The sequence below is a fragment of the Sinorhizobium fredii genome (assembly GCF_002944405.1).
GTDB classification, from domain to species: domain Bacteria; phylum Pseudomonadota; class Alphaproteobacteria; order Rhizobiales; family Rhizobiaceae; genus Sinorhizobium; species Sinorhizobium fredii_C.
Genome location: NZ_CP024307.1, coordinates 1069070 through 1094381 on the forward strand (window position 1 = coordinate 1069070; position 25312 = coordinate 1094381).

At 62.8% G+C, this 25312-nt stretch carries 30 protein-coding genes; 21 read left to right on the forward strand and 9 right to left on the reverse strand.

Annotated features, from left to right (window positions below):
- Positions 1–23 precede the first annotated feature (23 nt).
- Both NXT3_RS05145 and trhA read left to right on the forward strand, forming a co-directional pair.
- Positions 24–368, forward strand: coding sequence for a TraR/DksA family transcriptional regulator (locus NXT3_RS05145; protein WP_097526248.1), 345 nt, complete (start codon positions 24–26; stop codon positions 366–368).
- A gap of 349 nt (positions 369–717) precedes the next feature.
- A complete protein-coding gene (gene trhA, locus NXT3_RS05150) occupies positions 718–1380 on the forward strand; it encodes a PAQR family membrane homeostasis protein TrhA (RefSeq protein ID WP_097526247.1) in 663 nt (220 codons plus the stop codon).
- Here the strand turns inward: trhA and NXT3_RS05155 are convergent, their stop codons facing one another.
- On the reverse strand, positions 1381–1875 hold the full coding sequence (locus NXT3_RS05155) for a hypothetical protein (RefSeq protein ID WP_097526246.1): 495 nt from the start codon (positions 1873–1875) through the stop codon (positions 1381–1383).
- A gap of 493 nt (positions 1876–2368) precedes the next feature.
- Here NXT3_RS05155 and NXT3_RS05160 point away from each other — a divergent pair, with 493 nt between their 5' ends.
- The 8 genes from NXT3_RS05160 to mucR all read left to right on the forward strand — a co-directional run bounded on the left by NXT3_RS05160 (position 2369) and on the right by mucR (position 9134).
- Complete coding sequence (locus tag NXT3_RS05160; RefSeq protein WP_104838890.1) at positions 2369–4738, forward strand: putative monovalent cation/H+ antiporter subunit A; 2370 nt, start codon at positions 2369–2371, stop codon at positions 4736–4738.
- Complete coding sequence (locus NXT3_RS05165; protein ID WP_037413541.1) at positions 4735–5154, forward strand: Na(+)/H(+) antiporter subunit B; 420 nt, start codon at positions 4735–4737, stop codon at positions 5152–5154. The genes NXT3_RS05160 and NXT3_RS05165 overlap by 4 nt, the downstream gene beginning before the upstream one ends.
- The gene (locus tag NXT3_RS05170) at positions 5154–5531 is read left to right on the forward strand and encodes a Na+/H+ antiporter subunit C (protein ID WP_097539328.1); all 378 of its coding nucleotides are present in this window, start codon (positions 5154–5156) and stop codon (positions 5529–5531) included. Before NXT3_RS05165 ends, NXT3_RS05170 begins: the two co-directional genes overlap by 1 nt.
- 5 nt (positions 5532–5536) lie before the next feature.
- Complete coding sequence (locus NXT3_RS05175; protein ID WP_104838891.1) at positions 5537–7096, forward strand: Na+/H+ antiporter subunit D; 1560 nt, start codon at positions 5537–5539, stop codon at positions 7094–7096.
- Entirely contained in the window at positions 7093–7569 is a 477-nt protein-coding gene (locus NXT3_RS05180) for a Na+/H+ antiporter subunit E (protein ID WP_104838892.1), read from the forward strand. Before NXT3_RS05175 ends, NXT3_RS05180 begins: the two co-directional genes overlap by 4 nt.
- Entirely contained in the window at positions 7566–7937 is a 372-nt protein-coding gene (locus tag NXT3_RS05185; protein WP_037413545.1) for a cation:proton antiporter, read from the forward strand. Before NXT3_RS05180 ends, NXT3_RS05185 begins: the two co-directional genes overlap by 4 nt.
- Positions 7937–8296 (forward strand): monovalent cation/H(+) antiporter subunit G, encoded by a 360-nt coding sequence (gene mnhG / locus NXT3_RS05190; RefSeq protein ID WP_104838893.1) that lies wholly within the window; start codon positions 7937–7939, stop codon positions 8294–8296. The genes NXT3_RS05185 and mnhG overlap by 1 nt, the downstream gene beginning before the upstream one ends.
- A gap of 406 nt (positions 8297–8702) precedes the next feature.
- Positions 8703–9134, forward strand: a complete 432-nt coding sequence (gene mucR, locus NXT3_RS05200; protein ID WP_037379521.1) for an exopolysaccharide biosynthesis transcriptional regulator MucR — start codon at positions 8703–8705, stop codon at positions 9132–9134.
- 162 nt (positions 9135–9296) lie between these two features.
- Here the strand turns inward: mucR and NXT3_RS05205 are convergent, their stop codons facing one another.
- Together NXT3_RS05205 and NXT3_RS05210 are read right to left on the reverse strand one after the other, a co-directional pair.
- Entirely contained in the window at positions 9297–9719 is a 423-nt protein-coding gene (locus tag NXT3_RS05205; RefSeq protein WP_037413549.1) for a SufE family protein, read from the reverse strand.
- Between the two features lie 166 nt (positions 9720–9885).
- Entirely contained in the window at positions 9886–10317 is a 432-nt protein-coding gene (locus tag NXT3_RS05210) for a DUF5330 domain-containing protein (RefSeq protein WP_097526242.1), read from the reverse strand.
- Between the two features lie 593 nt (positions 10318–10910).
- On the opposite strand from NXT3_RS05210, the gene NXT3_RS05215 reads away from it, so the two are divergent.
- From NXT3_RS05215 to NXT3_RS05225, 3 genes are all read left to right on the forward strand, one after another.
- Positions 10911–12473, forward strand: coding sequence for a sensor histidine kinase (locus NXT3_RS05215; RefSeq protein WP_199773342.1), 1563 nt, complete (start codon positions 10911–10913; stop codon positions 12471–12473).
- Positions 12445–13428 (forward strand): peptidoglycan-binding domain-containing protein, encoded by a 984-nt coding sequence (locus NXT3_RS05220; RefSeq protein ID WP_104838894.1) that lies wholly within the window; start codon positions 12445–12447, stop codon positions 13426–13428. The genes NXT3_RS05215 and NXT3_RS05220 overlap by 29 nt, the downstream gene beginning before the upstream one ends.
- Before the next feature lie 69 nt (positions 13429–13497).
- On the forward strand, positions 13498–13845 hold the full coding sequence (locus NXT3_RS05225) for a DUF1491 family protein (protein ID WP_037413778.1): 348 nt from the start codon (positions 13498–13500) through the stop codon (positions 13843–13845).
- A 23-nt stretch (positions 13846–13868) separates the two neighbouring features.
- Here NXT3_RS05225 and NXT3_RS05230 read toward each other — a convergent pair whose 3' ends face one another.
- Positions 13869–14945: a DUF2336 domain-containing protein gene (locus NXT3_RS05230; RefSeq protein WP_179864770.1), complete on the reverse strand. Its 1077-nt coding sequence runs from the start codon at positions 14943–14945 to the stop codon at positions 13869–13871.
- Positions 14946–15206: 261 nt separating this feature from the next.
- Between NXT3_RS05230 and NXT3_RS05235 the strand changes: the two genes are divergently transcribed.
- From NXT3_RS05235 to NXT3_RS05245, 3 genes are all read left to right on the forward strand, one after another.
- Positions 15207–15995, forward strand: a complete 789-nt coding sequence (locus NXT3_RS05235; RefSeq protein WP_037413558.1) for an SH3 domain-containing protein — start codon at positions 15207–15209, stop codon at positions 15993–15995.
- Positions 15996–16144: 149 nt separating this feature from the next.
- A complete protein-coding gene (locus tag NXT3_RS05240) occupies positions 16145–16429 on the forward strand; it encodes a hypothetical protein (protein WP_037379535.1) in 285 nt (94 codons plus the stop codon).
- Between the two features lie 287 nt (positions 16430–16716).
- Positions 16717–16887, forward strand: coding sequence for a hypothetical protein (locus tag NXT3_RS05245; protein ID WP_172900164.1), 171 nt, complete (start codon positions 16717–16719; stop codon positions 16885–16887).
- An 88-nt stretch (positions 16888–16975) separates the two neighbouring features.
- Here NXT3_RS05245 and NXT3_RS05250 read toward each other — a convergent pair whose 3' ends face one another.
- The 3 genes from NXT3_RS05250 to NXT3_RS05260 form a co-directional block, all read right to left on the reverse strand.
- Positions 16976–17524: a DUF1254 domain-containing protein gene (locus NXT3_RS05250; protein WP_097526240.1), complete on the reverse strand. Its 549-nt coding sequence runs from the start codon at positions 17522–17524 to the stop codon at positions 16976–16978.
- A complete protein-coding gene (locus tag NXT3_RS05255) occupies positions 17517–18104 on the reverse strand; it encodes a DUF1214 domain-containing protein (protein ID WP_037413569.1) in 588 nt (195 codons plus the stop codon). Before NXT3_RS05255 ends, NXT3_RS05250 begins: the two co-directional genes overlap by 8 nt.
- A 97-nt stretch (positions 18105–18201) precedes the next feature.
- Complete coding sequence (locus tag NXT3_RS05260) at positions 18202–20403, reverse strand: transglycosylase domain-containing protein (RefSeq protein ID WP_097526239.1); 2202 nt, start codon at positions 20401–20403, stop codon at positions 18202–18204.
- Between the two features lie 151 nt (positions 20404–20554).
- Here NXT3_RS05260 and NXT3_RS05265 point away from each other — a divergent pair, with 151 nt between their 5' ends.
- The gene (locus NXT3_RS05265; RefSeq protein WP_037413573.1) at positions 20555–21022 is read left to right on the forward strand and encodes a YcgN family cysteine cluster protein; all 468 of its coding nucleotides are present in this window, start codon (positions 20555–20557) and stop codon (positions 21020–21022) included.
- A 6-nt stretch (positions 21023–21028) separates the two neighbouring features.
- On the opposite strand, the gene NXT3_RS05270 is transcribed toward NXT3_RS05265, so the two are convergent.
- Positions 21029–21364 (reverse strand): MmcQ/YjbR family DNA-binding protein, encoded by a 336-nt coding sequence (locus NXT3_RS05270; protein WP_037413576.1) that lies wholly within the window; start codon positions 21362–21364, stop codon positions 21029–21031.
- A 126-nt stretch (positions 21365–21490) separates the two neighbouring features.
- A complete protein-coding gene (locus NXT3_RS31900; protein WP_162843174.1) occupies positions 21491–21631 on the reverse strand; it encodes a hypothetical protein in 141 nt (46 codons plus the stop codon).
- Positions 21632–22254: 623 nt separating this feature from the next.
- On the opposite strand from NXT3_RS31900, the gene feuN reads away from it, so the two are divergent.
- The 4 genes from feuN (at position 22255) to NXT3_RS05290 (ending at position 25247) form a co-directional block, all read left to right on the forward strand.
- Complete coding sequence (gene feuN, locus NXT3_RS05275; protein ID WP_037379546.1) at positions 22255–22506, forward strand: two-component system FeuPQ modulator FeuN; 252 nt, start codon at positions 22255–22257, stop codon at positions 22504–22506.
- A gap of 40 nt (positions 22507–22546) precedes the next feature.
- Positions 22547–23218, forward strand: coding sequence for a two-component system response regulator FeuP (gene feuP / locus NXT3_RS05280; protein ID WP_064241031.1), 672 nt, complete (start codon positions 22547–22549; stop codon positions 23216–23218).
- A complete protein-coding gene (locus tag NXT3_RS05285) occupies positions 23208–24593 on the forward strand; it encodes an ATP-binding protein (RefSeq protein ID WP_037413579.1) in 1386 nt (461 codons plus the stop codon). The genes feuP and NXT3_RS05285 overlap by 11 nt, the downstream gene beginning before the upstream one ends.
- Positions 24594–24806: 213 nt before the next feature.
- A complete protein-coding gene (locus NXT3_RS05290) occupies positions 24807–25247 on the forward strand; it encodes an RT0821/Lpp0805 family surface protein (protein WP_097526238.1) in 441 nt (146 codons plus the stop codon).
- The last annotated feature ends 65 nt before the right edge of the window (positions 25248–25312 follow it).

Sequence of the window (25312 nt, forward strand, 5' to 3'; positions counted from 1 at the left end):
CCGCGACCCAAGGGAGCCCCATGATGGACAAATACGCGCTTGATGATTTCCGCGACAAGCTTCTGCGCCGCAAGGACGAGCTCTACGGCCGTCTGGTGAAGATCGAGGAAGATCTGGACCAGCCGATGAATGCCGACGTGCCGGATCGCGTCACAGAACGGGAAAACGATGAAGTGCTCGAAGGGCTGGGGCTCGCCGGCCAGGGCGAGATCCGCGCCATCGATGCGGCGCTCGACCGGATCGCGGCCGGAACCTACGGAATCTGCACCCGCTGCGGAGACCCGATTTCTCAGGAGAGATTGCATGCGGTGCCCCACGCTCCGCTCTGCCAGACTTGCGCCGCCGAAGTCGCCTCGCGCACGCGATGAGGGCGGCGCATTGCCGCCGCCCGAGCGGGCTTTGATACTCCCGTGCCCCCGGACCTACCCGACGAACAGGGCGCGCCGTGGCCTCGGCGCGGATCCAATCCAACATGCAGTGTCGCGATCAGCCTTGCCACGCGACGCGGTCGCGGGGCGCCTTTCGACTGTTGTAATGCGTTGCGGAATTTGATCCTTTCGCCCCAAACAGGCGCTTTGCCGTCAAAGAACTCTGTGGCACGATAAATCGATCCGTCGGAAGGGGCCACGGTGTTGGGGCGAGTCTGTTCGACCAGATCACTGCGGTTCGGGGACACGGTGCCGATGTCGGAATCGATGCGGGATCTGGAGGGGCCGCGTGGATATCAGCGAGTTTAAATGGACCTATGACCGGTCGGAGCTGATTGCCGACGGAATTGTTCACGGCATCGGCCTTTGTGCCGCGCTCGTCGGCGTCACAGCCCTCATATTCTATGCGACGGTCTGGAGCACCTCAGGACAGCTTGCCGCTGCGTGGATCTACGGTGCGGGCCTGATCCTCACCCTGTCGGTGTCGTTTCTTTACAATCTCTATCCCATTTGCCGGACGAAGTGGTTGCTGCGCCGCCTGGACCATTCGGCCATTTTCGTGCTGATCGCCGCAACCTATACGCCCTTTCTCCAGCGCGGTTGGGATGATCCGTTCCTGTTTTGGATGCTCATCGGCATATGGGCCGTCGCACTTCTCGGCATCTCGATCAAATGCCTGCTGCCGGGACGGTTCGATCGGCTGGCGATCTTTCTCTATCTCGCCATGGGCTGGGGCGGCGTTCTTGCCGCCAAGTCGCTTTTCGCAGCCCTCACTGCGACGACGCTAGTTCTGGTCCTAATTGGCGGCATCATCTATTCGATCGGTATCATCTTCCATGTCTGGGAGCGGCTTCGCTTTCAGAACGCCATCTGGCACGGCTTCGTGGTCGCCGGATCGGCCGTTCACTATTCCGCCGTCCTCAACTGCATCAGCGCTTCAGCCGTCGCCTGATCACTCCGGAGGCCGGCAATCGTCCGAGGGACGCAATGCCGACGCCATCCGCGAGATGACGCCATCGAAGCTTGTCAGCTTCGATTTGCGATATTGCAGCCGGAAATAGGCGGCGCTGCCGTCGCAGAGCGCGATCGCCCGTGTGTAAAAGACCTCTCGGCCTCGAGCGCCGGAGAAGCTCGCCCAGGCGGGCGTGACGCGCGAGTAGAGGATTCTCCAATCGTCGTCTTTCTCGTAGCCGATCCGGTCGGTGACGTCGGTCTCGAAATCGCCGGCCGGCGGGTGCGTGCCGAACACGATCAGCGTCGCGCCATTGTCGTCGGCATGAAAACTCGCGCCGTCGTTGTTGTCGGCCTGCTGGTGCATCTCGAAACCCGGCGGAATCTCCACCGTGTAGCCAAAACGGGGGTTGGAATAGGGATGCCAATCGTCCTGCGCGGCAGCGGGCAGGGCGGGCCCAAAGAGGAGAGCGAATGCATATATGACGCGGCGCATGCGCAGAGCATTCCTTCGGTTATTTACCTGCCGCTTTGCCTTCTGCACGTGTCGTTAAATCGTAGCCGATTTAGGACAAAACATGCGGCATTTCAAAATCCTATAGCGACATTGCGCGTCTCATAAGACGCGCGGCGCTGTAGGAGAGTGGCGCTTTTCGCTGGACGCGTAAAGGGCTCTTGCGGGTCGGAGGCAGCCGCATTGGCCTTTCCCGGCCGCTCCGGATTACCACGTATTCGATAGTCCCGCCGCCACTCCTTATCTGTTCCCCGCGGAACATGACCACGCAGCCCCTGTGGGAACAGTGAACCGCAGCCGCGTGCTGTCGGCCGGCGTAGATGCGCGGTGCTTGGCAGAGGCTTTGCTGCCTTTGCACAGTATAACCGTCCACTTGACTGAGCTTCCAACCGATTTCTCTTGAGACGAGCCAGCCCTTCTTCTATGTCCGGTATCAATTGACCAGATGATCAACGGCGAAGGAGCACGCCAAGCGATGGAAGTCACGGCACTAACATTTCTGGCGCTCGGCCTTCCCTTCGCTGCGGCCCTTGTCGCACCCGGCCTGACCAGGCTCCTCGGGCACAATGCCGCCTGGGTCCTGGCCCTTGCTCCCGCGGCAATCTTTTTGCATTTCCTGCGCTTCCTTCCGGACGTCGCGAGCGGCGAAATCGTGACAGGCGGCTATGCGTGGATACCGTCTTTCAATGTCAGCTTTTCCTGGCTGATCGACGGTTTGTCGCTGACCTTCATGCTGCTGATTTCCGGTATCGGAGCGCTCATCGTTCTCTATTCGGGCGGCTATTTGAAAGGGCACCCGCAACAGGGCCGTTTCTTCGCCTTCATCCTCCTGTTCATGGGATCGATGCAGGGACTCGTCGTCTCCGACAGTTTCCTGATGCTGTTCGTCTTCTGGGAATTGACGTCGATTACCTCCTTCCTGCTGATCGGCTTCGACCACGCCCGCGAGGCCACGCGCCGCGCCGCGCTGCAGGCGCTGGTCGTCACCGGCGGAGGCGGTCTTCTGCTGCTCGCCGGGCTGCTGATCCTTTGGAACGTCAGCGGCGTTGCGCAGCTTTCGCTGCTGCTTTCCTTCGGCTCCGAGGTGAAGGAGAGCCCCTTTTATCTCGCTGCACTGCTGTTGGTCCTCGGCGGTGCCTTCACCAAATCGGCCCAGTTTCCATTTCACTTCTGGCTGCCGAATGCGATGGAGGCGCCGACACCGGTTTCCGCCTATTTGCATTCGGCGACGATGGTGAAGGCAGGCGTCTATCTGTTGATGCGTCTCAATCCAGTCCTCGGCGGAACACCGGAATGGCAGCTCCTTCTGCCGCTCTTCGGTGTGACGACGCTGGTGATCGGCGCGGCGCTCGCGGTGCGCCAGACCGATATGAAGCTGATGCTGGCCTATACCACGGTGGCCTCGCTCGGTCTGCTGGTGATGTCGATCGGGCTCGGCTCGCCCCGCGCGATCGAGGCGGCCGCGCTCTATCTCGTGGCACACGCGCTCTTCAAGGGCGCCCTGTTCATGGTGGCCGGCATCCTCGATCATGAAACCGGATTGCGCGACTTCACGAAGCTCGGCGGCCTGCGTTCGGTCATGCCGCTCACCTTTGCCATTGCCCTTGCCGCTGCGCTCTCCATGGGTGGCCTGCCGCCCTTTTTCGGATTCCTCGCCAAGGAGGAGCTCTATTCCGCCTTCTCCGCGCCGAATTTGCGCTCCGCGCTCTTTGCGATACTGGCTGTCCTCGGCAACGCCCTGATGTTTGCCGTAGCCTTCGCTGTCGTCCTGAAGCCTTTCCTGGGACCGCGCGTGAACACGCCGAAGCATGCCCATGAGGCGCCGCCGCTACTATGGATAGGCCCGGCCGTTCTCGCACTCAAGGGGCTCTCCATCGCGCTCCTGTCGGGTCTCGCCCATCGGTTCGTCTCATCGCCCACCGCCTCGGCGATCGCCGGCGAGCCAAGGACGGTCGACATATCGCTCGTGCCGCATCTTGGTCTGCCGCTCGTGCTTTCGGCCTTGACGGTGGCGCTCGGCGTCGCCTTCTACCTCAATCTCGCCCGCTTGCGCGCCGCGATGGCGGCGATCCTCGTCGACATCGGCTGGGGGCCCGATCGGGGCTTCGACCAATTCATGCGTGGTCTCGTGCGCCTTGCCGTCGCCGTCACTCGGCGCCTGCAGGGCGGCCGCCTCGACGTCTATATGACCGCCACCTTCTCGCTGGTTGCGGTCATTCTCTTGGCAATGCCGCTGCGATACGGTGAGTTCCCGCGCGCCCCGTTCTTCTCCGCGGACGTTCCGCTGCACGAGCTTGCGATCATCGCGATCGCCGTCGGCGGTCTCTTCGCCGTCGTGGTTGCTTCCGACCGCCTCACCGCGATCGTCTCGCTCGGCATTCAAGGCTTCGCAGTCGCCGTCATCTACCTGCTCTATGGGGCGCCGGACCTGTCTTTCACCCAATTCATGGTCGAAACGCTGTCGGTCGTCGTGTTGGCGCTGGTGATGACCCGGCTGCGGCTCTCGCCTGCCGACCATCGGCCACTCCCCGAGAAAGCGCGCGACGCGACGATCGCGCTTGCCTGCGGCCTCGGCTTCGCCCTGTTTCTGCTGCGGGCCACGGCCGTACCCTTCGACCGGTCGCTCACGGACTTCTTCAACCTCTATTCGAAGTCGGTTGCGCACGGGGCGAATGTCGTCAACGTCATTATCGTCGATTTCCGCGGCACCGACACGCTCGGGGAAATTGCCGTGGTGATGATTACCGGCCTTGCGATCCTGGCGCTCGTGCGGCTGAGGGCCGGTTCGCTGAAGCGCGCCGTCGTCGCGGAGGCCGATGAGACGGCGGTGGAGGAACGGGCATGAAGTCGGTGATCTTCCGCACGCTCGCCCCGGTCCTGACGAGCTTGATGATGCTCTTTTCCATCTTCGTGCTGCTGCGCGGCCACAACGAGCCGGGCGGCGGTTTCATCGGCGGTTTAATCGCCGTTTCGGCCTTGGCGATCTATGGCATGGCGCACGGTGTCGAGACGGTCAGGCGGGCCATCTTCTTCCACCCGATGGCAATCGCCGGGGCCGGGCTCCTCGCTGCCACCTCTGCCGGCCTGATCGCGATCTTCGCAGGCGTCCCGTTCATGACCGGACTTTGGATCTATCCGGCCGTTTTCGGCCTCGAGGTCCCGCTTTCGACCGTGCTGCTCTTCGACAGCGGCGTTTACCTGGTCGTCGTGGGCGCCATCAGTTCGATCGCGCTGTCGCTCGAAGAGCGGGGAGGGGAGTGATGGAGGCTTGGTTTGCCTTACTGGTCGGCGTCTTCTTCACTGTTGCCGTCTACCTGATGCTCTCGAAATTCATCATCCGCGTGCTCTTGGGTGTCGCAGTGCTCGGCAATGCGGTGAATTTGCTGATCTTCACCGGAGGTCGGCTGACGCGGGAGGTGCCGCCGATCATACCCGAAGGGGCCAAGTCGCTGGCTGCGCCGGCGGCCAACGCGCTTCCCCAGGCGTTGATCCTGACGGCGATCGTCATTTCCTTTTCCTTCTTCGCCTTCCTGCTCGTCCTCTCCTGGCGCGCCTATAGCGACCTTGCGACCGACAACACGGACGAAATGCGCGTTGCCGAACCGGCGGACGAGCCGCTCCCTCCGCTTGGATACTGACCCGCATGGCCGCTACGATCTCCCCTTCCGTCGATCTTTCCGCTGCGCTCGTTGCCGCGCCGCCCACGCTTGCCGAATGGTTGGTGATCCTGCCGGTCGCCTGGTGCCTCGCGATCGGTGCGCTGCTGGTCATGCTGCGCCGCCCGATCGGCCTCCATCCGACCATTGCCATGAGCGGTCTCGCCGGGCTCTTGCTGATCGATGGGCTGCTGCTCAGGGAGATCGCCGAGAACGGTCCGCTGACCATGGTTATGGGGCGCTGGCTGCCTCCCTTCGGCATCGCCTTCACTGCCGACCTGACCGGGGCCTTGTTCGCCTTTGCCGCGGCGCTTGTAGCGCTGGTCGCCGGCGTCTTCTCGCTTGCCGATATCAACGACAGCGGCCGCCGCTACGGCTTTTATCCGTTGCTGATGTTGCTGATGGCCGGCGTCTCGGGCGCCTTTCTGACCGGCGACATCTTCAATCTTTACGTCTGGTTCGAGGTGCTGCTGATCTCGTCCTTCGGCCTTCTCGTCCTGGGCTCCGAGCCTGAGCAGATAGACGGCACGGTGAAATACGGCTTCCTCAATCTCGTCGCCACGACGCTGTTCCTGATAGCGACCGGCTATCTCTACGCCGTTTTCGGCACGCTCAACATGGCTGACGTCGCTACGAAGGCCGAGGCATTGCGCGACCGCGCGCCGCTGATGACGCTCACCGGGCTGTTCATGCTCGCCTTTGCCATGAAAGCGGCCGCCTTCCCGGTGAATTTCTGGCTGCCGGCTTCCTACCATACCCCCCGCGTCGCCGTCTCCGCGCTCTTTGCAGGCCTGCTGACGAAGGTCGGGATCTATGCGCTGGTGCGGGTGATGGTCATGCTTTTCCCGGTCGAAAGGGAGGAGCTGAGCTTCATCCTCGCGGTCGCCGGGGCGCTGACGATGATCGTCGGCGTGCTCGGCGCTTTGGCGCAGACGGATTTCCGCCGCATTCTCGGCTACCTCATTGTCTCCGGCATCGGCTCGATGCTCGCCGGTATCGCCGTCGGCGGACCGGGCGGCATTGGGGGTGTCATCTTTTATGCGCTGCATTCCATGCTCGTGATGACCGGCCTTTACTTCGCCTCGGGGATCGCCATGCGCCTCGGCGCGAGTTCCTCGATTGCGGCGCTCGCCGGTCTCTATCGCCGGCATGTCGGATTTGCCGCTCTTACCCTGATGCTGTGTTTCGCCGTCTCTGGCCTGCCTCCCTTTTCCGGTTTTTGGCCGAAGGTCATGCTCGTAAAGGCAGCTCTCGATATCGGCGCCTGGTGGCTCGCCGCCGCGCTTCTCCTTGCCGGGTTCCTGACAATGATCGTCACCGGCCGCCTTTTCCTTCTGGCGTTTTGGCGCGAGGCTCCACCTGCGGACGGCGAGGCGGTATCGCTGTCGCCCGCGGCATTCGGCCCGCTAGCCGTGCTCACCGGGCTCACTTTGTTGATCGGCCTTTATCCCGAGCCGCTGCTGGCGGTAATCCAGGACGCGGCGGCGGGGCTCGCAGAGCCGTCGGCCTATGTGAACTCGGTCTTCCCGGAAGGTGGGCCGCAATGAAATTCCTGCAGATCAACCTGATTTTCACCGTTATTTGGGGTGCCATCAGCGCCAGTTTCACGCCAGCGAACCTCGCGCTCGGCTTTGCTGTCGGCGCTGTGTCCCTGTGGCTGATCCGCCGCGAGCTGCAGCCCGTCACCTATCCGCTGAGACCATTGCGGCTGACGCTGTTGGCGGCTCTGTTCTTCAAGGAGCTGGCCGTATCGGCGGTCAAGGTGGCCATTCTCGTCCTGCGCTCCCGGATGGGCCTGAAGCCCGGGATCCTCGCCTATCCGCTGACCGCCAAGAGCGATTTCGAGATTACTCTGCTTGCCAATCTCATCACGCTGACGCCCGGCACGCTTTCCGTCGACATATCCGAGGACCGCAAGACCCTTTATGTGCACGCGCTCGATTGTGCCGATCCGGGTGCGTTGCGCCAGGATATTGCACGCGGCTTCGAGCGGCGCATTCGGGAGGCTTTCGAACGATGATTTCCGCGATCCTGGCGGGGGCGACCAGCCTTGCGCTTCTGCTCCTCTCGCTCGCGCTGCTGATGACCATGCTGCGCATCATCCGCGGTCCGACATTGCCGGATCGGGTGCTCGGCCTCGACATGCTGGTCGCGATCGCGATCGGGTTCATTGCGGTCCTAGCAATCAAGACCCGCTTCAATCTCTATATCGACATAGGGATCGCCCTCGGCCTGGTCGGCTTCCTGGCAACCGTCGCCTTCGCGCGCTTCATCCTGACACGTGGCCTCGCGCCGGAAGCGGAACAAGGCGCCGCCTTCGCGAAACCAGTCTTGAAGAGGGGCCGGGCTCCCGAGACGGCCCGTCGCAAACGCCGGGGAGGGCGCTGATGGACACGTTTTTCGTCGCTGGGATCACAATTCTGGTCGCCATCCTCATCGTCGCAGGCGCAGGCTTTTCGCTGCTCGCGGCGCTTGGCCTCCTGCGCTTCCCGGATCTCTACACGCGCATGCACGCAGCTTCCAAAGCGGGTACCGTCGGTTCCGGCCTGCTGCTCGTCGCCTCCGGGTTGCACTCGCTCGATCCCGCCATTTTCGTTCGCGCGCTTGCCGGTTTCGTATTCCTGGTGCTGACGGCGCCGATCTCGGCCCATTTGCTGGCGAAAGCCGCTCATCAGGCGGGTTACAGGATGACGAAACAATCGGTTATAGATCAGCTCCCACAAAAGGAAGAGCCACGGCGGCATTGATGGCGTCATATCTGACTCTCTATTTCGGGACAATTCCGCCACTCCGGACAGTTTTAGTGACCTGAAATAGATATGCTGCTCTTTGCCAAAAATTATGTTTTGACATTTTGCGGATCAGTGTTAAGCCAGTATCCGCAAAGTGTCGTTGTGATCAATACTTTGAACTGGAATTCCAGCTTGAGTTGTGATTCTTATCCGTTGCTTTGAGGTGCCAAACGGTGCGGCACCTTGGTAACGGATTTCGCTGTCGCGAATCGAGCCTTAATGTTGCGGCGGGGCGATGCCCCCGTTGCGCGGTTATCGCTCAGTTCCAAGGCGGAAAGCGCTGTTCGGCGGCATTTTGGCATTTCCTCCCTCCTGAAACACCGTTTCAGGACTTGTTGCTGGATTCCCATAGGAGAAAAAAATGAGTGAAAATACGCTCGGTGCGAGCAACGAACTCCTGGTTGAACTGACGGCGGAAATCGTTGCCGCCTATGTGAGCAACCACGTCGTTCCGGTTGCCGAGCTGCCGACGCTGATAGCCGACGTTCATTCGGCGCTCAACAATACGACCGCTCCCGCGCCGGTCATCGTGCCGGTCGAGAAGCCGAAGCCGGCGGTCTCCGTGCGCAAGTCCGTGCAGGATGACCAGATCACCTGCCTCGAATGCGGCGGCACGTTCAAGTCGCTGAAGCGCCATTTGATGACCCACCACAATCTCTCTCCGGAAGAGTATCGCGAGAAGTGGGATTTGCCTGCGGATTATCCGATGGTGGCGCCGGCTTATGCGGAAGCCCGATCGCGTCTTGCCAAGGAGATGGGGCTGGGTCAGCGTCGCAAGCGCCGCGGCAAATAAGCGGGTTCGCCCGGCAACCGTCCGGGCAAGTCTCAGGTACGGAAGTCCGATGCCTGAACGGCAGCAGAATATCTGGTGTTTGGTGGAAGCCGGGCTGTCTCAGTCCGGCTTTTTGGTGCCGCCGCCTCTCTCCGACCGACGGGTCGCCGCTGCAGAGCGGTCTTACGCGGGCAGGCGCGTCTCGGCCTCGCCCTTGATTCTCCGGATCATCGACCGCAGACCGTTGGCACGCTGCGACGAGAGGTGCTCGATAAGGCCGATCTTGCCGAAGATATCGAGAGCATCGGTTCTGGCGATCTCCGAGGCGCGCTTGCCCGAAAAGATCGCAAGCGCGATTGCCACCAGGCCGCGGACGATGTGCGCGTCCGACTCGCCCTCGAAGGTCAGGACCGGATCATCGGGATCGCCGGACGTATGCGTTACCAGCCACACCTGACTGGCACAGCCCTGAACCTTGTTCTCGCTGGTCCTCCAGGCTTCCGGCATCTCCGGCAGGCTCTTGCCCAATTCGATGACATAGCGGTAGCGATCTTCCCACTCGTCGAGAAAGGCGAAGTCGTCGATGATCTGGTCAAGTGAAACCATGGCTGATCCGAATGTGGCGCCTTGCGATCGACTGCCGCTCGCCTGCGCTCTGCTTCCGTCCCGTGCCCAAGGGCGGGGTCCCGTACACCCATTCATATAGGGGATACGGGCTGCAAAGAGAACAGCCCTATGGCTTCCGGGACGATTTCGTTCCTTGGGACCGACTTTACTTGGCAGACGTCGCCTTGGGGTCGAGGCGCTTTTCCGGGACGGGCGTGCGCTTGAAAACCGGCATGGCTTCGTTCGCCGGCTCCACGGCCAAGAGGCTTTCGGCAGGCGCCACAGTGCCGGTCATGACCTTGGCGTCGGGCGCCTCGGCCTCCGCGAACTGGCTGTCGAGGAATTCATAGGCGATGCGCGCACCCTCACGGGCGCGATGGCCGAGAGCGACAAAGGTTTCGGCACCTTTCGTGCAGACGTCCGGCTTCTGGATGCAGATCGCACTGATGTACTGGAAGGCCTCATTGGCGGCGGAGAAGGTGTCGCCGATCTCCACCTTCGGTCCGTTTTCCAGCTTGGCGCCGCTCGACGGATCAAGGAAGGGCAGCAGCACGAGCACGAGCGAGAACCAGAACGCCGCCTTTACGAGAAACCACATGGTCTGCCATCCTCTGTCAGGCCGCCGCCCCGGTTTTCGCCGGATGGATCTTCAGCCCTCTACTGCCTACGCCTTTAGTTACGCTTTGCCCAGTGGCCGAATTGTTGCGCCTCGGGCCATTTGACGTGAGCAACGCTAGAGCGGGAATCACAAGACTGCTTTTCCAGAAATGCGGGGATTTGCTTCAAATCTTAGCGAACTGGCCGATTGTGGCATTGCCGGAGGGCGACTATCCGGCATTTTAACGATCGGCGTTAAGGATCGTGGCAGCCCTGCCGCCGCCACGCCCGAGCGGCTCGACACCGCCGCCGGCGGGCGCTGCCCAAATCGTTAATGGAAAGCAGAAAATCCACCAAAATCCGCTGCTTACGCCCCGTTAACCACAAGAGACGAAGCCCGCCGGATTTGCTTCGAAATGGGAATTTTCGCCCGTTTCGCCAGCCCGCGGAGGGACCGCGCTTATTCTTTCATTAAGTCGGGAATGCGAGATTCGAACCACTACGAGGTGGCTCGGTTTACGCCGGCAGGAGGGCTGCGCCCGCCTCGCAAAAACAATAATGGTGGCAGGGCAAGGCGTGAGTGTATTGCGTAACATGGCTGGCAAATGGGCATCCCGTGTGGATGAAGCCGCCGCAGCATGGTTGCCGCGCCGTCCGGATGGGCCCGTTGCAGGACGCCATGATTTCAAACGACTGCGCGCCATGGCTGCCGTTTCGCTGGCGGTGCTGCCGATCGTGCCGCTCGCCCTGTCGACGGTCCTGCCCATTTCCGTGGCCCTGCCGGCGGGGACGGCGCTCTGGGCGTCGGCCTCTTTGCTGGCCGCCGCCGCAAGTCTCGCAGCGCGCCGCCTAGTGCCGGCGGCGCAGCCGCCCGGCGTGACCGACCTGCCCGATCTCGCTGCCGCCTACGATCTCTTTGCCGGTCTCGTCACCGTTCACGATCCGCGTGGGCAGGTGCTGTCCGTTCACGGCCGCGATGCCGCCGACTATTTGAAGTCGATGCGCGATCCGCACGGACGCGGCTTCATCGAGCAGATCCACGTATCCGACCGCATCAGCTTCCTGAAGGCGGTCGATGCTCTGCGCCAGGACGGCGAATGCTCGGCGGTCGATATCCGCCTCGAGCGTCCGTCGGCCCCTGCCGATGGAGCGCAATTCGTGCATATGCGCTGCGAGTTGACGCCCCTTCGCGATGCCGAAGGGCATCTGATGGCGATCATCGCGCAATCCCGAGACGTTTCGAACGAGGCCCGCCTGCGGGCGGAAGTTGCCGCCAAGGCGGCGCATGCCGAATCGGCCAACGATGCCAAGACGCGTTTCCTTGCGGCCGTCAGTCATGAATTGCGCACCCCGCTCAATGCCATTCTCGGCTTTTCGGACGTTCTTTCCGGGGAGTATTTCGGCAGGCTGGAGAACGACCGTCAGCGCGAGTATGTTTCCCTGATTCACCGGTCCGGCACGCATCTGCTTTCCGTCGTCAATACCATGCTCGACGTGAGCAAGATCGAGGCCGGCCGCTACGAACTGGTGCCGGAGCCTTTCCGGGTCGCCGACGCGATTGACGCCTGTGAAGCGATGCTGTCGCATCAGGCGCGCGAAAAGGGTGTGAGGCTGACAAGCCGCGTGATGCGGTCGGTGGGCGAAATCAACGCGGATCAGCGCGCCGTCCAGCAGATCCTCATCAATCTCGTCGGCAACGCCGTGAAGTTCACGGAGAAGGGCGGGCTCGTCACCGTCGATGCGGAGGTCGAAGGCGTGATGCTGAAGCTGACTGTCAGCGATACCGGCATCGGTATTGCTGAAGATAAGCTGGACATGCTCGGCCAACCTTTCGTCCAGATTCAGAATGACTATACCCGCCGCTACGAGGGCACCGGTCTCGGCCTGTCGCTGGTCAGGGGGCTCGTCGAATTGCATGGCGGCAGGATTTCGATCCGCAGTTCGGAAGGCGAGGGGACAGTGGTCGTGGTCACCATACCGCGGGACGGTACCGGAATTTGCGAGCGTCAGCAGGTGAGCATAGGCGGGACTGTGGAGTTTCCGCCGCGACTGAAACTGCGCGACGAAAAGGCGAGCGAGTTGCGATTGCAGGCAGAGGCTTCCGAAGGAACAGTCAAGGAAAGGCGACATGGCGCCGCGCAAGCGAAAACAGCCTGAGCGGAAACGTGGCGGACGGCCGCGGCAGGGCATCGCGTTGCGCGGACTGGCGCTGGCGGGCCTGGGCGTCGGACGCTGTGCCGTCCTTGCCGGGCGAGTGATCGCGCACCATCCGGTGGGAGCCGGCGGGTTGGCGACCTTCGCCGTTGTATTCAGCTTCGTGGCGGCGAACGCCATGTGGTATCAGCACGGCAGCCATCCTTCGCCGCTGTTGCGCACCCGAGTTCCGCTGGTCGGGTCCGAGGTTGCCGAGCGTTTGGCGGCCGCCAACGGCGAGCCCGTCGAGCCGCGCAAGGTAACGACCTTCGTCATCGAGCGCGAAGGTGAAGCGGCTCCGGTAAAGGCCGACGACGACGCGGTCGCCGCGCAAGACGATTCCTCCACGCAACGCTTGCCGCGGCCGGCGGAATCCGTGCTGGATCCGGACAACGCCTTGCCGTCGGCCCTTGTCGCCGATGTCCAGAAGGAACTTGCCCGGCTCGGCCTTTACGACGGCACGCCGGACGGCCGCAGCGGTCCAAAGACCGTATCGGCCATCCTTCGCTTCGAAAAAGGAGCCGGGCGCGCGGAATCGGGTGTGGCGAGCCCCGATCTCCTTCAGGCGCTCCTGGCAACCCAGCGTTCCGAAGTGGCCGTTGCAGCGCCTGGCAACCGCCCCTACGCCGATTCCAAATCGACTGCCGCCGAAGTCGATCCCGTCGCCGCTGCGATCCGCACCGCGGAAGGGGACGCGACGCTTATGCCGCCCGCCGAAATACCGGTATCGAACGAACTGGTCATGAATATCCAGAAGGGGCTGAGCAATCTCGCTTACGCCGATATCGTCGTCGACGGCGTCGCCGGCGATCAGACGCGGGCGGCGATCCGCCATTTCGAGAAGCACTACCGGCTCCCGCAGACCGGCGAACCGAACGGCAAGGTTCTTGAGAAGCTCAAGGAAATCGGCGCGCTCTGAACTGCGGACCGAAAAGCGGCGCCGCGGAAGGTCATTGCATATACACCATCACGCGTGTATCTGCCGCAAATGCGCGTGAAAACCCATATCTTCGTCACTTCGCTCCTGCGCCGCGTGTTCGCGAGCGGCGGCTATGCGGCGGTGCTACGCAAGGGAGCGGAAGAGGCCGGCGCGATTTTCATCCGCCACCGCACCCGCCTCGGCACCGAAACGCTCTATGCGCCGGCGCCGCAGAGCTTTTTCGAAGACGAAGGCGATGATCTCCGCAAGTTCGAAGTCCGCCTGCGGAACATGGATGGGGAAAATATCGACGGCGCGCTGTCGTCTGAAGTCCGCTTCGACCCAGATTGCTGGATCGTCGAGATCGAACTCGACGACGTCGGCGATCTTTTACAGGTTGTCGAGGCCGGCCGCTGAGCCCGCGAAGATTAGGCGGTGCCCTATTTTCGCCCGACGGTGCGCTTCGGCTGTGCCGCGGCCGGCGGGGCGGACGCCGTCCGGCTCTCCTGCCGACGCGGATCGGCGGCGCGATTCTCGGCGAGGTGGCTTTCGTGGCGCGCCGGCTTGGCAGCTCCATCGCGGTCGGCGCGCAGCCAAGATTCGACCCGTTCGAGGCCGGCCTTCCGGTCGATGCTCCTGATCAGAGCCTCCGCACGGTTGCATGAGCCGAGCCTTTCGGAGAGATGTGGATAGAGCGCCAGAAGCAGGGGGGGCAGTTCCCCGTCCGGGAAGTCGAGCGCCATGAGCGTGACGGCAAGCTGCTGACCGGAAACATCCAGCAGGATTCTCTCGGCGAGCGCGCGGCTCGCGGAAAGGGTGGCGGCAAGCGCCGTCGCGAAAAGGACTGCCTCGCCGCTGCGGGCAAACCGCATGAGCAGCGCCTGATGCAGCTCGTCGATGGGCTGAAGACGGCCGACTTCTTGGAGAGACCTGGATCCGGCGCGCGCCAGCGCCCGGATTGCGTCGCGCAGCTCTTCTTCGCGGGTTACGCGGTCGGAGGAAAGGCGATCCTCTCCTGCAGCTGCAGGCGGCGCAGCCGTTGCGGCTGGAGGCATATCGGCGGCGCGGGGTGCGGCGGCGCTGAACTGATGGTGTTCGACCAGCGCGTCGACGATCGACGGCGAGATATCCTCCCGGTGCGCGATCGCGTTCGCATGGGCTGAGCCCTGCTGGCGGATGATCGAGATCAGCGTCCGGTCGGGGATCGCTTTCGAGCGGGTGAGAAAGATCGCGGCGATCGAGATCGGCATGCTGCCGATGAGCAGTGCGACCGATTCGGGCACGTGCGGGCACTGCGACAACGCCGCTGCCGCCTGCCGGCGCGCTTCGTTGCTGGAACCGAGGAAGAGCGGTTCGAAGAGTTCGGCAAACTGCTTCAGGTCGGACTTGCGCGGGATGCGAAGGCTTTCGAAGCCGGTGACGGTCGCCATCAGCACGACGTCCTTCAGCCGGCCCGTCTGCGGCCTTTCCAACTCACGAAACCGGTTCGTCACGACAAATCCCAGATGCAAAAGCATGACACCATTGCCGATGGCTCGGAACGGCACACGTCTCAAAAAATAGATCGAAATCGTTAGCGTAGAATTAACTATGGACCTTGAGGCTTTATTCAGGCTTGCGGCATCCGCGTGTCGGCGGCCGCCGGGGCGGCCACCGCCGAAGCGTCGAGCCCAGCCATAAAAACTCCACATGCAGGCCTATTTCCTTGCCTGGACGGAAGGGCGGTTTTCGCCCGCCGAAGCAGAAGGCCATATGGCCTCCTTATGGGAGTAGTATCTGTGAAGAGTACGTTCTTGGGGGCGGCGGCACTCTGTGCGCTTTCGCTCATGCCAGTCGTAGCCGAGGCCGCAGAAGGCTTTGCCACCGCCAATGTCAACATGCGATCGGGTCCGAGTACTCGCTATCCCGCCGTCACCGTTATTCCCTCGGGCGAATCCGTGGAAATCCATGGCTGTCTGGCCGATCGCCCCTGGTGCGACGTTTCCTTCTATGGCGGCCGCGGATGGGTGGCCGGCCAATACGTCCAGGCGCTCTATCGCAGCAATCGGGTCTATGTGGAGCCGGAATACTATCGGCCACTCGGGATCCCGACGGTCGTCTTCGAATTCGATCGCTACTGGGATCGCAACTATCGAGGACGCGATTTCTATCGCGACCGGGATCGCTGGCGCCGCGGGCCCGACTGGATCGAAGAAGGCGACTGGCAGTGGCGGCGCGAAGAGGAGCGCCGGGATCGGCAGCGCCGGCAGCAGGCGGAACGGCGCGAATGGGAGCGTGAGCAGGATCGGCGCGACTGGGAGCGCCAACGGACCAGGGAGCGTGAGCAGGCGAGAGATCGGCAGGAGGCGAGAGAGCGCCAACAGTGGCAGCGCGAGCGGGAACGCGAGCGTCGCGAGTGGCGGGACCGTGGCCGCGACGAAGAGCGACGGGAAAACGGTTCCGCCGAAAACTACCAAGGAGCTCGCAAGGAAGAGCGGGCGCGTCAGCTCCGCGAACTGCGCCGGGATGGCGAAGTCAGAACGGTTCCGAAGTGCGTGTTCAACGATTTCGCCTGTGAGAACGACTGACTGAGCCGCACGTTCCGCTCCGATCATGGTGGCGAAGGCGGGCGGCGACCATCCGCCCGCTTTTTTCTTGTCCGCATTTGGCGGCGCTTTGCGGGAACCAATCCCTATTCGACGCGTTGATTTCGCGCGAAAGGTAAGGAGCGGAGACAATGGCGGAAAAGAAGCTGGCAGCGGTGGGCGCCGATATGGAAACGGAAAAGACCGCGGCCGACACACAGATGGAATTGCAGGCCCAGGTCGCTGAGTTGAGAGCGGAGATCGTGCGCCTGACGGAAACGGTTTCGGCCATCGGCAGCGGTGCCAAGGCGGTCGTGCAGGGGGAAGCGGAACTGATGACGGAACGGCTCAGGGAGCGTGTCCGCGACGATCCGATCTCGACGCTGCTGACCGTTGCGGGAGTAGCCTTCCTGGTCGGCCTCTTCGCGAGACGCTGAAGGCATTTCGGCGCGAACTAAAATACCACCAGAAATGGCAATTGCACTTGGTTAAGGCGACGTGGTCTGGATTAAGATATGGTTAACCGGGCTATGGCTCAATCCGAGGAGGCGGGCTATTATTGGTTCGCATCTGATTTGCATTGAAACGGACGAGATCCGGGTGACCGGAAGAAGGAGTGAGTTGAGAACGGCGCGTCTGCCCGGGGATGCCGGGAATGCGCCAGCCCGCCATCGGGCAGGGTGAAATCTGTGTTCATCCGTCTCATGCAAGTATGGAGACGAGCATGGCAGACGTAATCAGATTGCAGGACCGCAAGGTAAAGATGCCGCGGAGGCGTCCCGTCACCGCGGGCAGTGCCAAAGTGCTGTTCTTCACGGGCATCCGTTACGAGCGGCTCGACGGGCGCGGCCCGCAGCCAAGCGCTCCGACAGGACGGCAGGTCAAGAAGCAGTAGCCGGTCCGGCGTGATCGGCTCTGATGCCGCGGGTCCGCTGACATCGCTGCGTGGCTCGTTCGCCTCTCTAATTCCCCCTATACACTCGTCACTGGCGTCGGAACGGCGCGCAACTCGAATCGGTGAGGAATTCGCGGACCTGCTCCTCGAAACTGTCGAGCGGCGCCAGGGCGCGCAGGACCGCGTAGCCCTCCTCATCCTTCATCTCGATCATGATCGACTGGGCGAGCGCCTCCGGGGGCGTCTTGCGAAGCTCCACGAGCTGGATCGGTGTGGCGACGACGAGATCGAGATCCCCATTGACGGCGGTCTGGTCGTTCATGCTGAAGACTTCGTTCGAGCCGCTGTCGAAGATCGACAGCGACCAGAACGGCACGGCACCGCGCGCAATGAAACGCGCCGGCGCGTCCGCGATCGAGAAGCTGCAGACGGCGGTGCGCAGAAACGGGTCGCTATTGTCCAGTCCGGTCGGGCCCGGCTCGGCGGTGAGCGGAAAGAAACTGTCCATCTCGAGAAGACCGAGGACGCGCGTATAGGCGTCGCGGCCGGTGAACCGCGGCAGGGCGAGGACGAGGACGATATGCAGGAGCGCGGCACCGACCAGCCCGACGAGAAACGCGAACAGGGCCCTACGCATTTCCGCACCCCGTCTTGACGATCTTCGGCATTGCGAGGTCGATCAGTCCGGAGGAGCCGGCCGTCGGTGTATCGAGCAACGTCAGCACGAGCTGAAAATTTCCCGTGTGGCGGATGGCGAGCCAATTGTCCGGCTGGGCGACCGGCGAGACGTGAATGACGAAACTGCTGTCCTTGGCGCGCAGCACCGTCCACGAATTGATCGCCGAAGGTAGATCGGAGCCCGGTCGCAGCGTCGCACCGTCGGTGTTCGCCGTGTGGAGCGTCCAGAACCGGGCGGGCGGTGTGATCCCGGAAATGTCATAGGAGCATGCGGCCGATAGGCGCGCACCGCTATCGTCGGTGGCAGCCGTGAACTTCAAGCCTTCCGCACCGCCATAGAGCAGTTCCCCGACCCGGGCGCGGTGCGCCTTTGCATAAGGGTCGGCCGCGACGGTCTGCGCCTCGGGGAAGGCCACCCAAGGGCCGATTGCGATCGATCCGAAGCCGACGGTCGCCTTCAGCGCCCATATGGCTGAGGTAATGCCGCCGCCGAAGGCGACGAGAAGTGCAAGGGCGACGAGGAGGGGAACGCGGAACAAGGGGGGCTCTATCGAATGATGTCTTGTTTATCCTGCCGGCAGTGAGTCGATTGTGCGGCGCTGCAGGCCGCCAGAAAACGGACTTGTCGTGGCGAAGTCAATTCTTCGCGGCATTTGTCACCCGAGGCGTGGCTGGCGTTCCCTCAGGCCCCTCGAGCGCTGCAACCCGGCCGCCGTCTTTTTCCTTGGGCTTAAGCGGTGGCGCCTGCTCGAACGTATTGCCGATCGACTTCAAGAGCCGGGTCACGTCGGCAGACAGGGAGCGCGGCCGGACAAGCGGCGGCAAGGCGTTCTCATCCGGCTCAGCGGCGGCCTCCGGCTCCTTCGGCGTTTCGGCCGGCGGAGCATCGATGCCCGGGATTGCGCGATGTTCGATGCCCTGTTCGGCGTAATCCATCAGCCGCTTGAAGGTCATCGCCGGCAGGGAGCCGCCGGTCATTTCCTCGGTGGAGGTGTAGTCGTCATTGCCGAACCAGACCGCCGTCGTGTAATCGCCGGTGAAGCCTACGAACCAGGCATCGCGATAGGCTTGCGTCGTTCCCGTCTTGCCGCCTGTCACGAGCCCGTTGCTCAACGCGGCCCTGCGGCCGGTGCCGATGACCGGGATCTGGGTGAGTATTCTGTTCATCGACAAGGTGGCCTGCTCGCTCAGGACCCGTCGAGCCGGCGGCGCGTCGCGGCCGAAGTCGTAGAGGATATCGCCGTCGTAATTCAGAATCTGGCTGATGCCGTGGCGGCGGGATTCCAATCCGCCGGCGGGAAACACGGCATAGGCGGTTGCCTGGTCGAGCACGGTCACCTCCGACGTCCCAAGCGGCATGGTCTTGTCTGTGCGGATCGGCGTTTCGACGCCCATTCTCTTGGCTGTTTGGGCGATGATCTCCGTGCCGAGCTTGTCCTTGGCGAGGCGCACCGGAACGGTATTGATCGATCTCGCCAGCGCATTCATCAGCGTGACCCGGCCCGCATATTTTCGGGCGTAGTTCTGCGGCGACCAGCCGCGCCAGGTGATCGGCGCGTCGACGACCACCGTCTCGGGCGTCATGCCCTTCTCCATCGCTGCCGCATAGGTATAGACCTTGAAGGACGAGCCGGGCTGGCGAAGCGCCCGGGTGGCGCGATTGAACTGGCTCTCGCCGTAGTCGCGGCCGCCGACCATGGCGCGCAACGCACCGCCGTTTTCGATCATGACCAGGGCGCCCTGCTTCACCTTGTAGCTCTCGCCATATTGCCGGAGGCTCGATTCGACCGAATCTTCGGCCGCCTGCTGCAGCCCCATGTCGATCGTCGTCCTGACGATCAGCGAATGCTGTGCGAAGGGGGCGGCGATGCGCTGGACCTCCTCGAAGGCCCAGTCGAGGAAGAAGTCCGGTGCCTTGACCTGGGCGCGATCGATGACGGTCGCCGGATTGAGGCGGGCGGCGAGCACCTGGCCCTCCGTCATCAGCCCGCCCTGGACGAGATTGGACAGCACCTCGTTGGCGCGGGCGCGTGCCGCCGGCAGGTTGACATGCGGCGCGTATCGCGCCGGCGCCTTGAACAGCCCGGCCAGCATGGCGGACTCGGCGAGATCGATGTCGGTGATCGACTTGCCAAAATAGAACTGAGCCGCCGCCGCAGCGCCGAAGGTGCCGCCGCCCATATAGGCGCGGTCGAGGTAGAGGCGGAGGATTTCCTTCTTCGACAGATTGGACTCGAGCCAGACGGCGAGGAATGCTTCCTTGATCTTGCGCTCGATCGTCCGCTCGTTGGTGAGGAACAGGTTCTTGGCAAGCTGCTGCGTCAGCGTCGAGCCGCCCTGGACCACGCCGCCGGCGCGGGCGTTCTCCGTCATGGCCCGCGAGAGGCCGAGGAAGTCGATCCCCCAGTGGTCGAAGAAACGACGGTCCTCCGTCGCCAGGACCGCCTTGATCAGGTGATCCGGCAGCTCGTCGATCGGAACCGAATCCTCATGGATGATGCCGCGATGGCCGATTTCGTTGCCATAGCGGTCGAGAAAGGTCACGGCGAAATCGCTTTGCGCCCGCCAGTTGCCCTTGGTCTCCTCGAAGGCCGGGAGCGCCAGCGCAAGCATCAGCACGGAGCCGGCCGTGCCCCAGGTCATCCCTTCGCCGAGGACTTCGAAAACCGCTCTTTTCCAGCCGCGCATACGAAAGCGGCGAAAGAAGATGGTGGTGTCCTCCCACCACTCCGCCAGGCGAAACCCGGCATTCCACACGGTGGAATCGATCCAGGAATCGATCCGCAGAAAGATGTGTCGCTTCTTCGGCCGGTTTTCGTCTTTTAGCGGGTCCTGCACGGTTTTCCTGTCCCGAAGCTTTCTGCCACCTTATGATATTTGCACGGCGCGACGTTCCAATCTACTTGCATATCGCGCCGTCGGCCTTAAAAAACCGGCAATTTTCTGCAAACTTCCGATGTTGGCGTGGAAGTGACGAAAGTGTGACGCAATGGGCGAAATGCCTTTCTGGACAACGAAAACCCTGGACGAGATGACCAACGCCGAATGGGAAAGCCTCTGCGACGGCTGCGGACTCTGTTGTCTCAACAAGCTGGAGGATTGGGACACGGGCGAGATCGCCTGGACCTCGATCCGCTGCACGCTGCTCGATGGCGAGAACTGCCGCTGCAAGGACTACGACAATCGGCAGGCGACGGTTCCCGACTGTGTCCAACTGACGCCGAAGGCGGTGCGGGAGATCAGCTGGCTGCCGCCGACCTGCGGCTATCGGCTGGTTGCCGAGGGAAGGGATTTGTACTGGTGGCACCCGCTCGTCTCGGGCGATCCGGAAACGGTTCACGCGGCCGGCATCTCGGTGCGCGGGCGCACCATCGCCGAGGACGGCATCGACATCGAAGATTACGAAGACTATCTGGTTACTTGGCCCCTGGAAGTCGGACTGGAACCGGCCGAGTAGTTGTCGTCAGTGGCCGCCGTTTCTCCGGACAAGGCTCTTCGGGGCGGCATTTCTCCAGGCGGTCTCCAGCGATTGGCGAATGAGCTCCTCGTCGGCCTCGACGAAATAGAGCGACGTCCAGCCGCGGGCGCCCCATCCGCCGGGCACGGCGGCACAGACGCCGGGTTCCATTTCGAGCAGCATGCGCTGTTGATCGGGGGTCAGCTTGAAGACGGCACGCCCCGCTTCCGGCAGGGTCATGAATATGCGCTTGCCCACGCGGAAGTCGCGCGTGCCGAAATGGGCGTTTTCCTGCGTCCCGGGGAGGCTGAGCGCCAGCTTTTCGATCTCTTCGGTTAGCATCCGAAAAGAGTAGCACGAAATCGCCAATTGACAAAAACTCGCGCCCGCCGTTGGGGCGGGCGCGATACGATGCTGGGATGGGGTGGGGACTGCTATATCGAGGCGAATGATCGCCGAGCGCGAGCGCTATTCTGCAGGCGGAACGGGCTTCTGAGCAGTTTCGCTGGCCACACGCATTTCGCGCCATTCGCTTTCGAAACGATCGAGCAGCGATTGCGGAATCCTGGATTGCGGCGCTACGAGCGGCTTCTTCGCGAGTGTCTGCATCCGGTCCTCCTGTGCAAGACGATTGGGTCAGGCGGACCATTTCATATGGCAAATACTTTGTAAATCAGGGCCTTAAACTATTTAAACGATTGAAAAATCTTTAAATCGATTAACTTCGCGCTCGTCCACAGCCGCTCGTGTCCTCCCGGCGCGGATGCCTTCACAATCGCGTTGGCTTTTGAAACTATCGGCCGAAGAACCATTTGAGAGCCAAAAAGGCAGGCTGCTCCAAAGATTTGCGAGCTTGTCCGCATTCGCCTTCCGAGCTCTCTCACGAGGCGTCCGAAGAACCGGAATCGAATTCTGAAGAAAACGCCGCAAGGGATTCGGGCCGACTCGCGAAACGGCGCTGCCGAGCCGGAGTTCGGCGCACGTCTTCAGTACGGCCTGCCGTCCTCCCAAGAGTGTGACGCAAAGGTCTTAACGGATCGCTGATGGGGGCGCCGCGGCTGCGCGGGCATTGCAATTTCCGGTGGATTTTAGGGTCTGTAGTGCCGATGCCTGCTGCGCGATGCCGCGGGACCCGGCGGCCGACATTCATTTGCCATTCAGCCTCCATCGGCTAATGATTTTGCCATGATCTTCCCAAGTCGCCATGATCTTCCCAAGTCGAAAGTGCGTTCATGTCTTCATCAGTGACCATAGTCGCGCTCGCCGCAGGCCTCGCAGGTTTTTCGCTGCCTGCCGTTGACGTGCCTAGGGTTGTTGTTCGCGTGGCGGGTGACTGCAGCGCCGCGGCGGCGCAAGTCGTGGCGGAGACAGGCGGCGAATTGCTCTCCGCCCAGCCGACAGCCGATGGCAAGTGCGTCGTGACCGTGCTAATCCCGGGCAATGGCGGGCGGCCGAAGAAGGTGACGGTCAAGGTGCCGATGTAGGCATCGGCAGCGCCCGTCAGCGAAGGGAAGTAAGAGCAAGATGCGCATCCTGATAGTCGAGGACGACGTCAATCTGAACAGGCAGCTCGCCGAAGCGCTGAAGGAAGCCGGTTACGTCGTCGACCAGGCCTATGACGGCGAGGAGGGCCACTATCTCGGCGATGCGGAGCCCTATGACGCGATCATTCTGGACATCGGCCTTCCGGAAATGGACGGCATCACGGTGCTGGAAAAGTGGCGGGCGGACGGCAAGACGATGCCGGTGCTGATCTTGACCGCTCGCGATCGCTGGAGCGACAAGGTGGCGGGGATCGATGCCGGCGCCGACGATTATGTTGCGAAGCCCTTCCACGTCCAGGAGGTGCTCGCCCGCATCCGGGCGCTGATCCGCCGCGCCGCCGGGCATGCGAGTTCCGAAATCGTCTGCGGCCCGGTCCGCCTCGACACGAAAGGCTCGAAGGCGACGGTCGGCGGTGTTGCGCTGAAGCTGACCTCGCACGAATTCCGGCTGCTCTCCTACCTCATGCATCACATGGGGCAGGTAGTTTCTCGCACGGAACTTGTCGAGCACATGTATGATCAGGACTTCGACCGCGATTCCAATACGATCGAGGTCTTCATCGGCCGGCTCCGCAAGAAGATCGGCAACGACCTGATCGAGACGGTGCGTGGTCTCGGATATCGGATGCAAGCACCCGGCAATGGCCATTAGATCCCTTACGGCGCGCGTTCTGGCGGTTTCGACCGTCTGGGCCGTCGTCGCCCTCGTCGTGATCGGAGTGGTGATCTCGGCGCTCTACCGGCAGGGCTCCGAACGCGGCTTCCAGGACCTCTTGCGCGCCCAGCTTTATAACGTCATCAACTCCATCTCGGTCGACGAGAAGGCAGCCCTGACCGGCAGCCCGCAACTCGGCGACCTCCGCTTTTCCCAGCCGCAGACCGGTTGGTACTGGATCGTCGAGCCGATCGGCGAATTCGACACGCCGCCCTTGCTGTCGACGTCTCTCGGATCCGCCAAATTGCCGATCGTCAGCGTCGACGAGGTTCCCTTCGACATCCGCTACGAGCGCTTCTACACCACCGAGGATCCGTTCGGAAACGAGGTCGAGGTGGCCGAGACGGAAGTCGTGCTCGACATCCAGGGGCATACGGCGCGTTTCCGGGTTGCCGGCAACCGCGACGTCCTGGAGGCGGACATCGACCGCTTCACCCGCAACCTGACGATCGCGCTCTCCATATTCGGTCTCGGCGGGCTCGGGGTGAACGCCTTGACCATTCTCTTCGGCCTCAGGCCGCTGGACCAGGTGCGCCGCTCGCTCGAAAAAATCCGTACGGGCCAGAGCGAGCGCCTGGACGGTGCCTTTCCGCGCGAGATTCAGCCGCTTGCCAACGAGGTGAATGCGTTGATCGACAGCAACCGCCGCATCATCGAACGCGCGCGCATGCAGGTCGGCAATCTCGCCCACTCTCTGAAGACCCCCATCGCCGTGCTGCTCAACGAAGCGCGGGTTCTCGAGGTCCCCCACGGCGAACTGATCAGGACCCAGGCCGACGCGATGCAGACGCAGGTCCAGTCCTATCTCAGCCGTGCCCGCATTGCGGCGCAGCGCGGTTCCATTCTGGCGAGGACCGAGGCTCAGCCGGCTCTGGAAAGGATCGTCCGGGTGATGCGGCGGCTCAATCCGGAAAAACAGTTCAGCCTGTCGATCATTCCGCCGGGGCTGGTGCTGGCGATGGAACAGCAGGATGTCGAGGAAACCGTCGGCAACCTGCTCGAAAATGCCGCGCGCTACGCACGGGATCACGTCGTCCTCAGCGTCGAGCCCGCCACCGACCAGGAGCGCAGCAAGGAGTCCGGCCGCGAATGGATCGTGCTCAAGATCGACGATGACGGCCCCGGGCTTGATCCGGATCAGATCGCTTTGGCGATGAAGCGCGGCAAGCGGCTCGACGAAAGCAAGCCCGGCACCGGCCTGGGACTGTCGATCGTCAGCGAAATCGTCGGCGAATATCAGGGCAGCGTCGAACTCAGCCGACGCGAGGAGGGAGGCTTGAGGGCCAAACTCGTTCTGCCGGCGGCCGTCTAGCGGGAGTGGGGTGCCTCCGTTCAAGCCGTGATCCGACGGTCACACCGGCAGTCGAAAATACCCCGTCGTCCACGGCGCGCGGTTGCCTAGCGAGGCTGGGGGTGCAAAAAGAAAATCGAAAGCGCCGCCGCTTTGACGCGATCGATCGGATCGCGGGGCGGCAACCGGTCAACGAGGGTTAAGTTGTCGCGTATCATGAGGATTAACGCAGATATGGGGCGAGCCGTCGCCTTGAGCGGCAGAATCGTGGTCGTCGCGTCGACCGTCGCTCTTGCCGGCTGCGGGACTTCGGGCGGTCAGCGCGGGGGCGTGGCCGTTGCGAGTCTGGGTGCGGGTGGAGCGTCATCGGCCGCCTATATCGAGGCCCTGCAAGGCGGCGTCATCGCGCGCCTCGGCACGATCGACCTCGGCAAATCCGACCAGCAGCGCGCACTCGAGGCGGAGTATCGTGCGCTCGAGGCGGCTCCCGGCGGCCAGCCGGTGGCATGGGAAGGCCGCGGCGTCAGCGGCTCGGTTGTTGCTGCCGCCCCCTATCAGGTCGGCTCACAGAATTGCCGTCAGTACAGCCACACGGTGGTCGTGAAGGGTCAGTCCTCGACGGCCCGTGGTGCTGCATGCCGCAACAGCAATGGCACCTGGTCGCCGCTGACCTGAGCCGGACGCGGCGCGTTGCCCGTAGGCGGACTGCCTTGCAGGACCGGCACGGCTTGCGGCGAAAC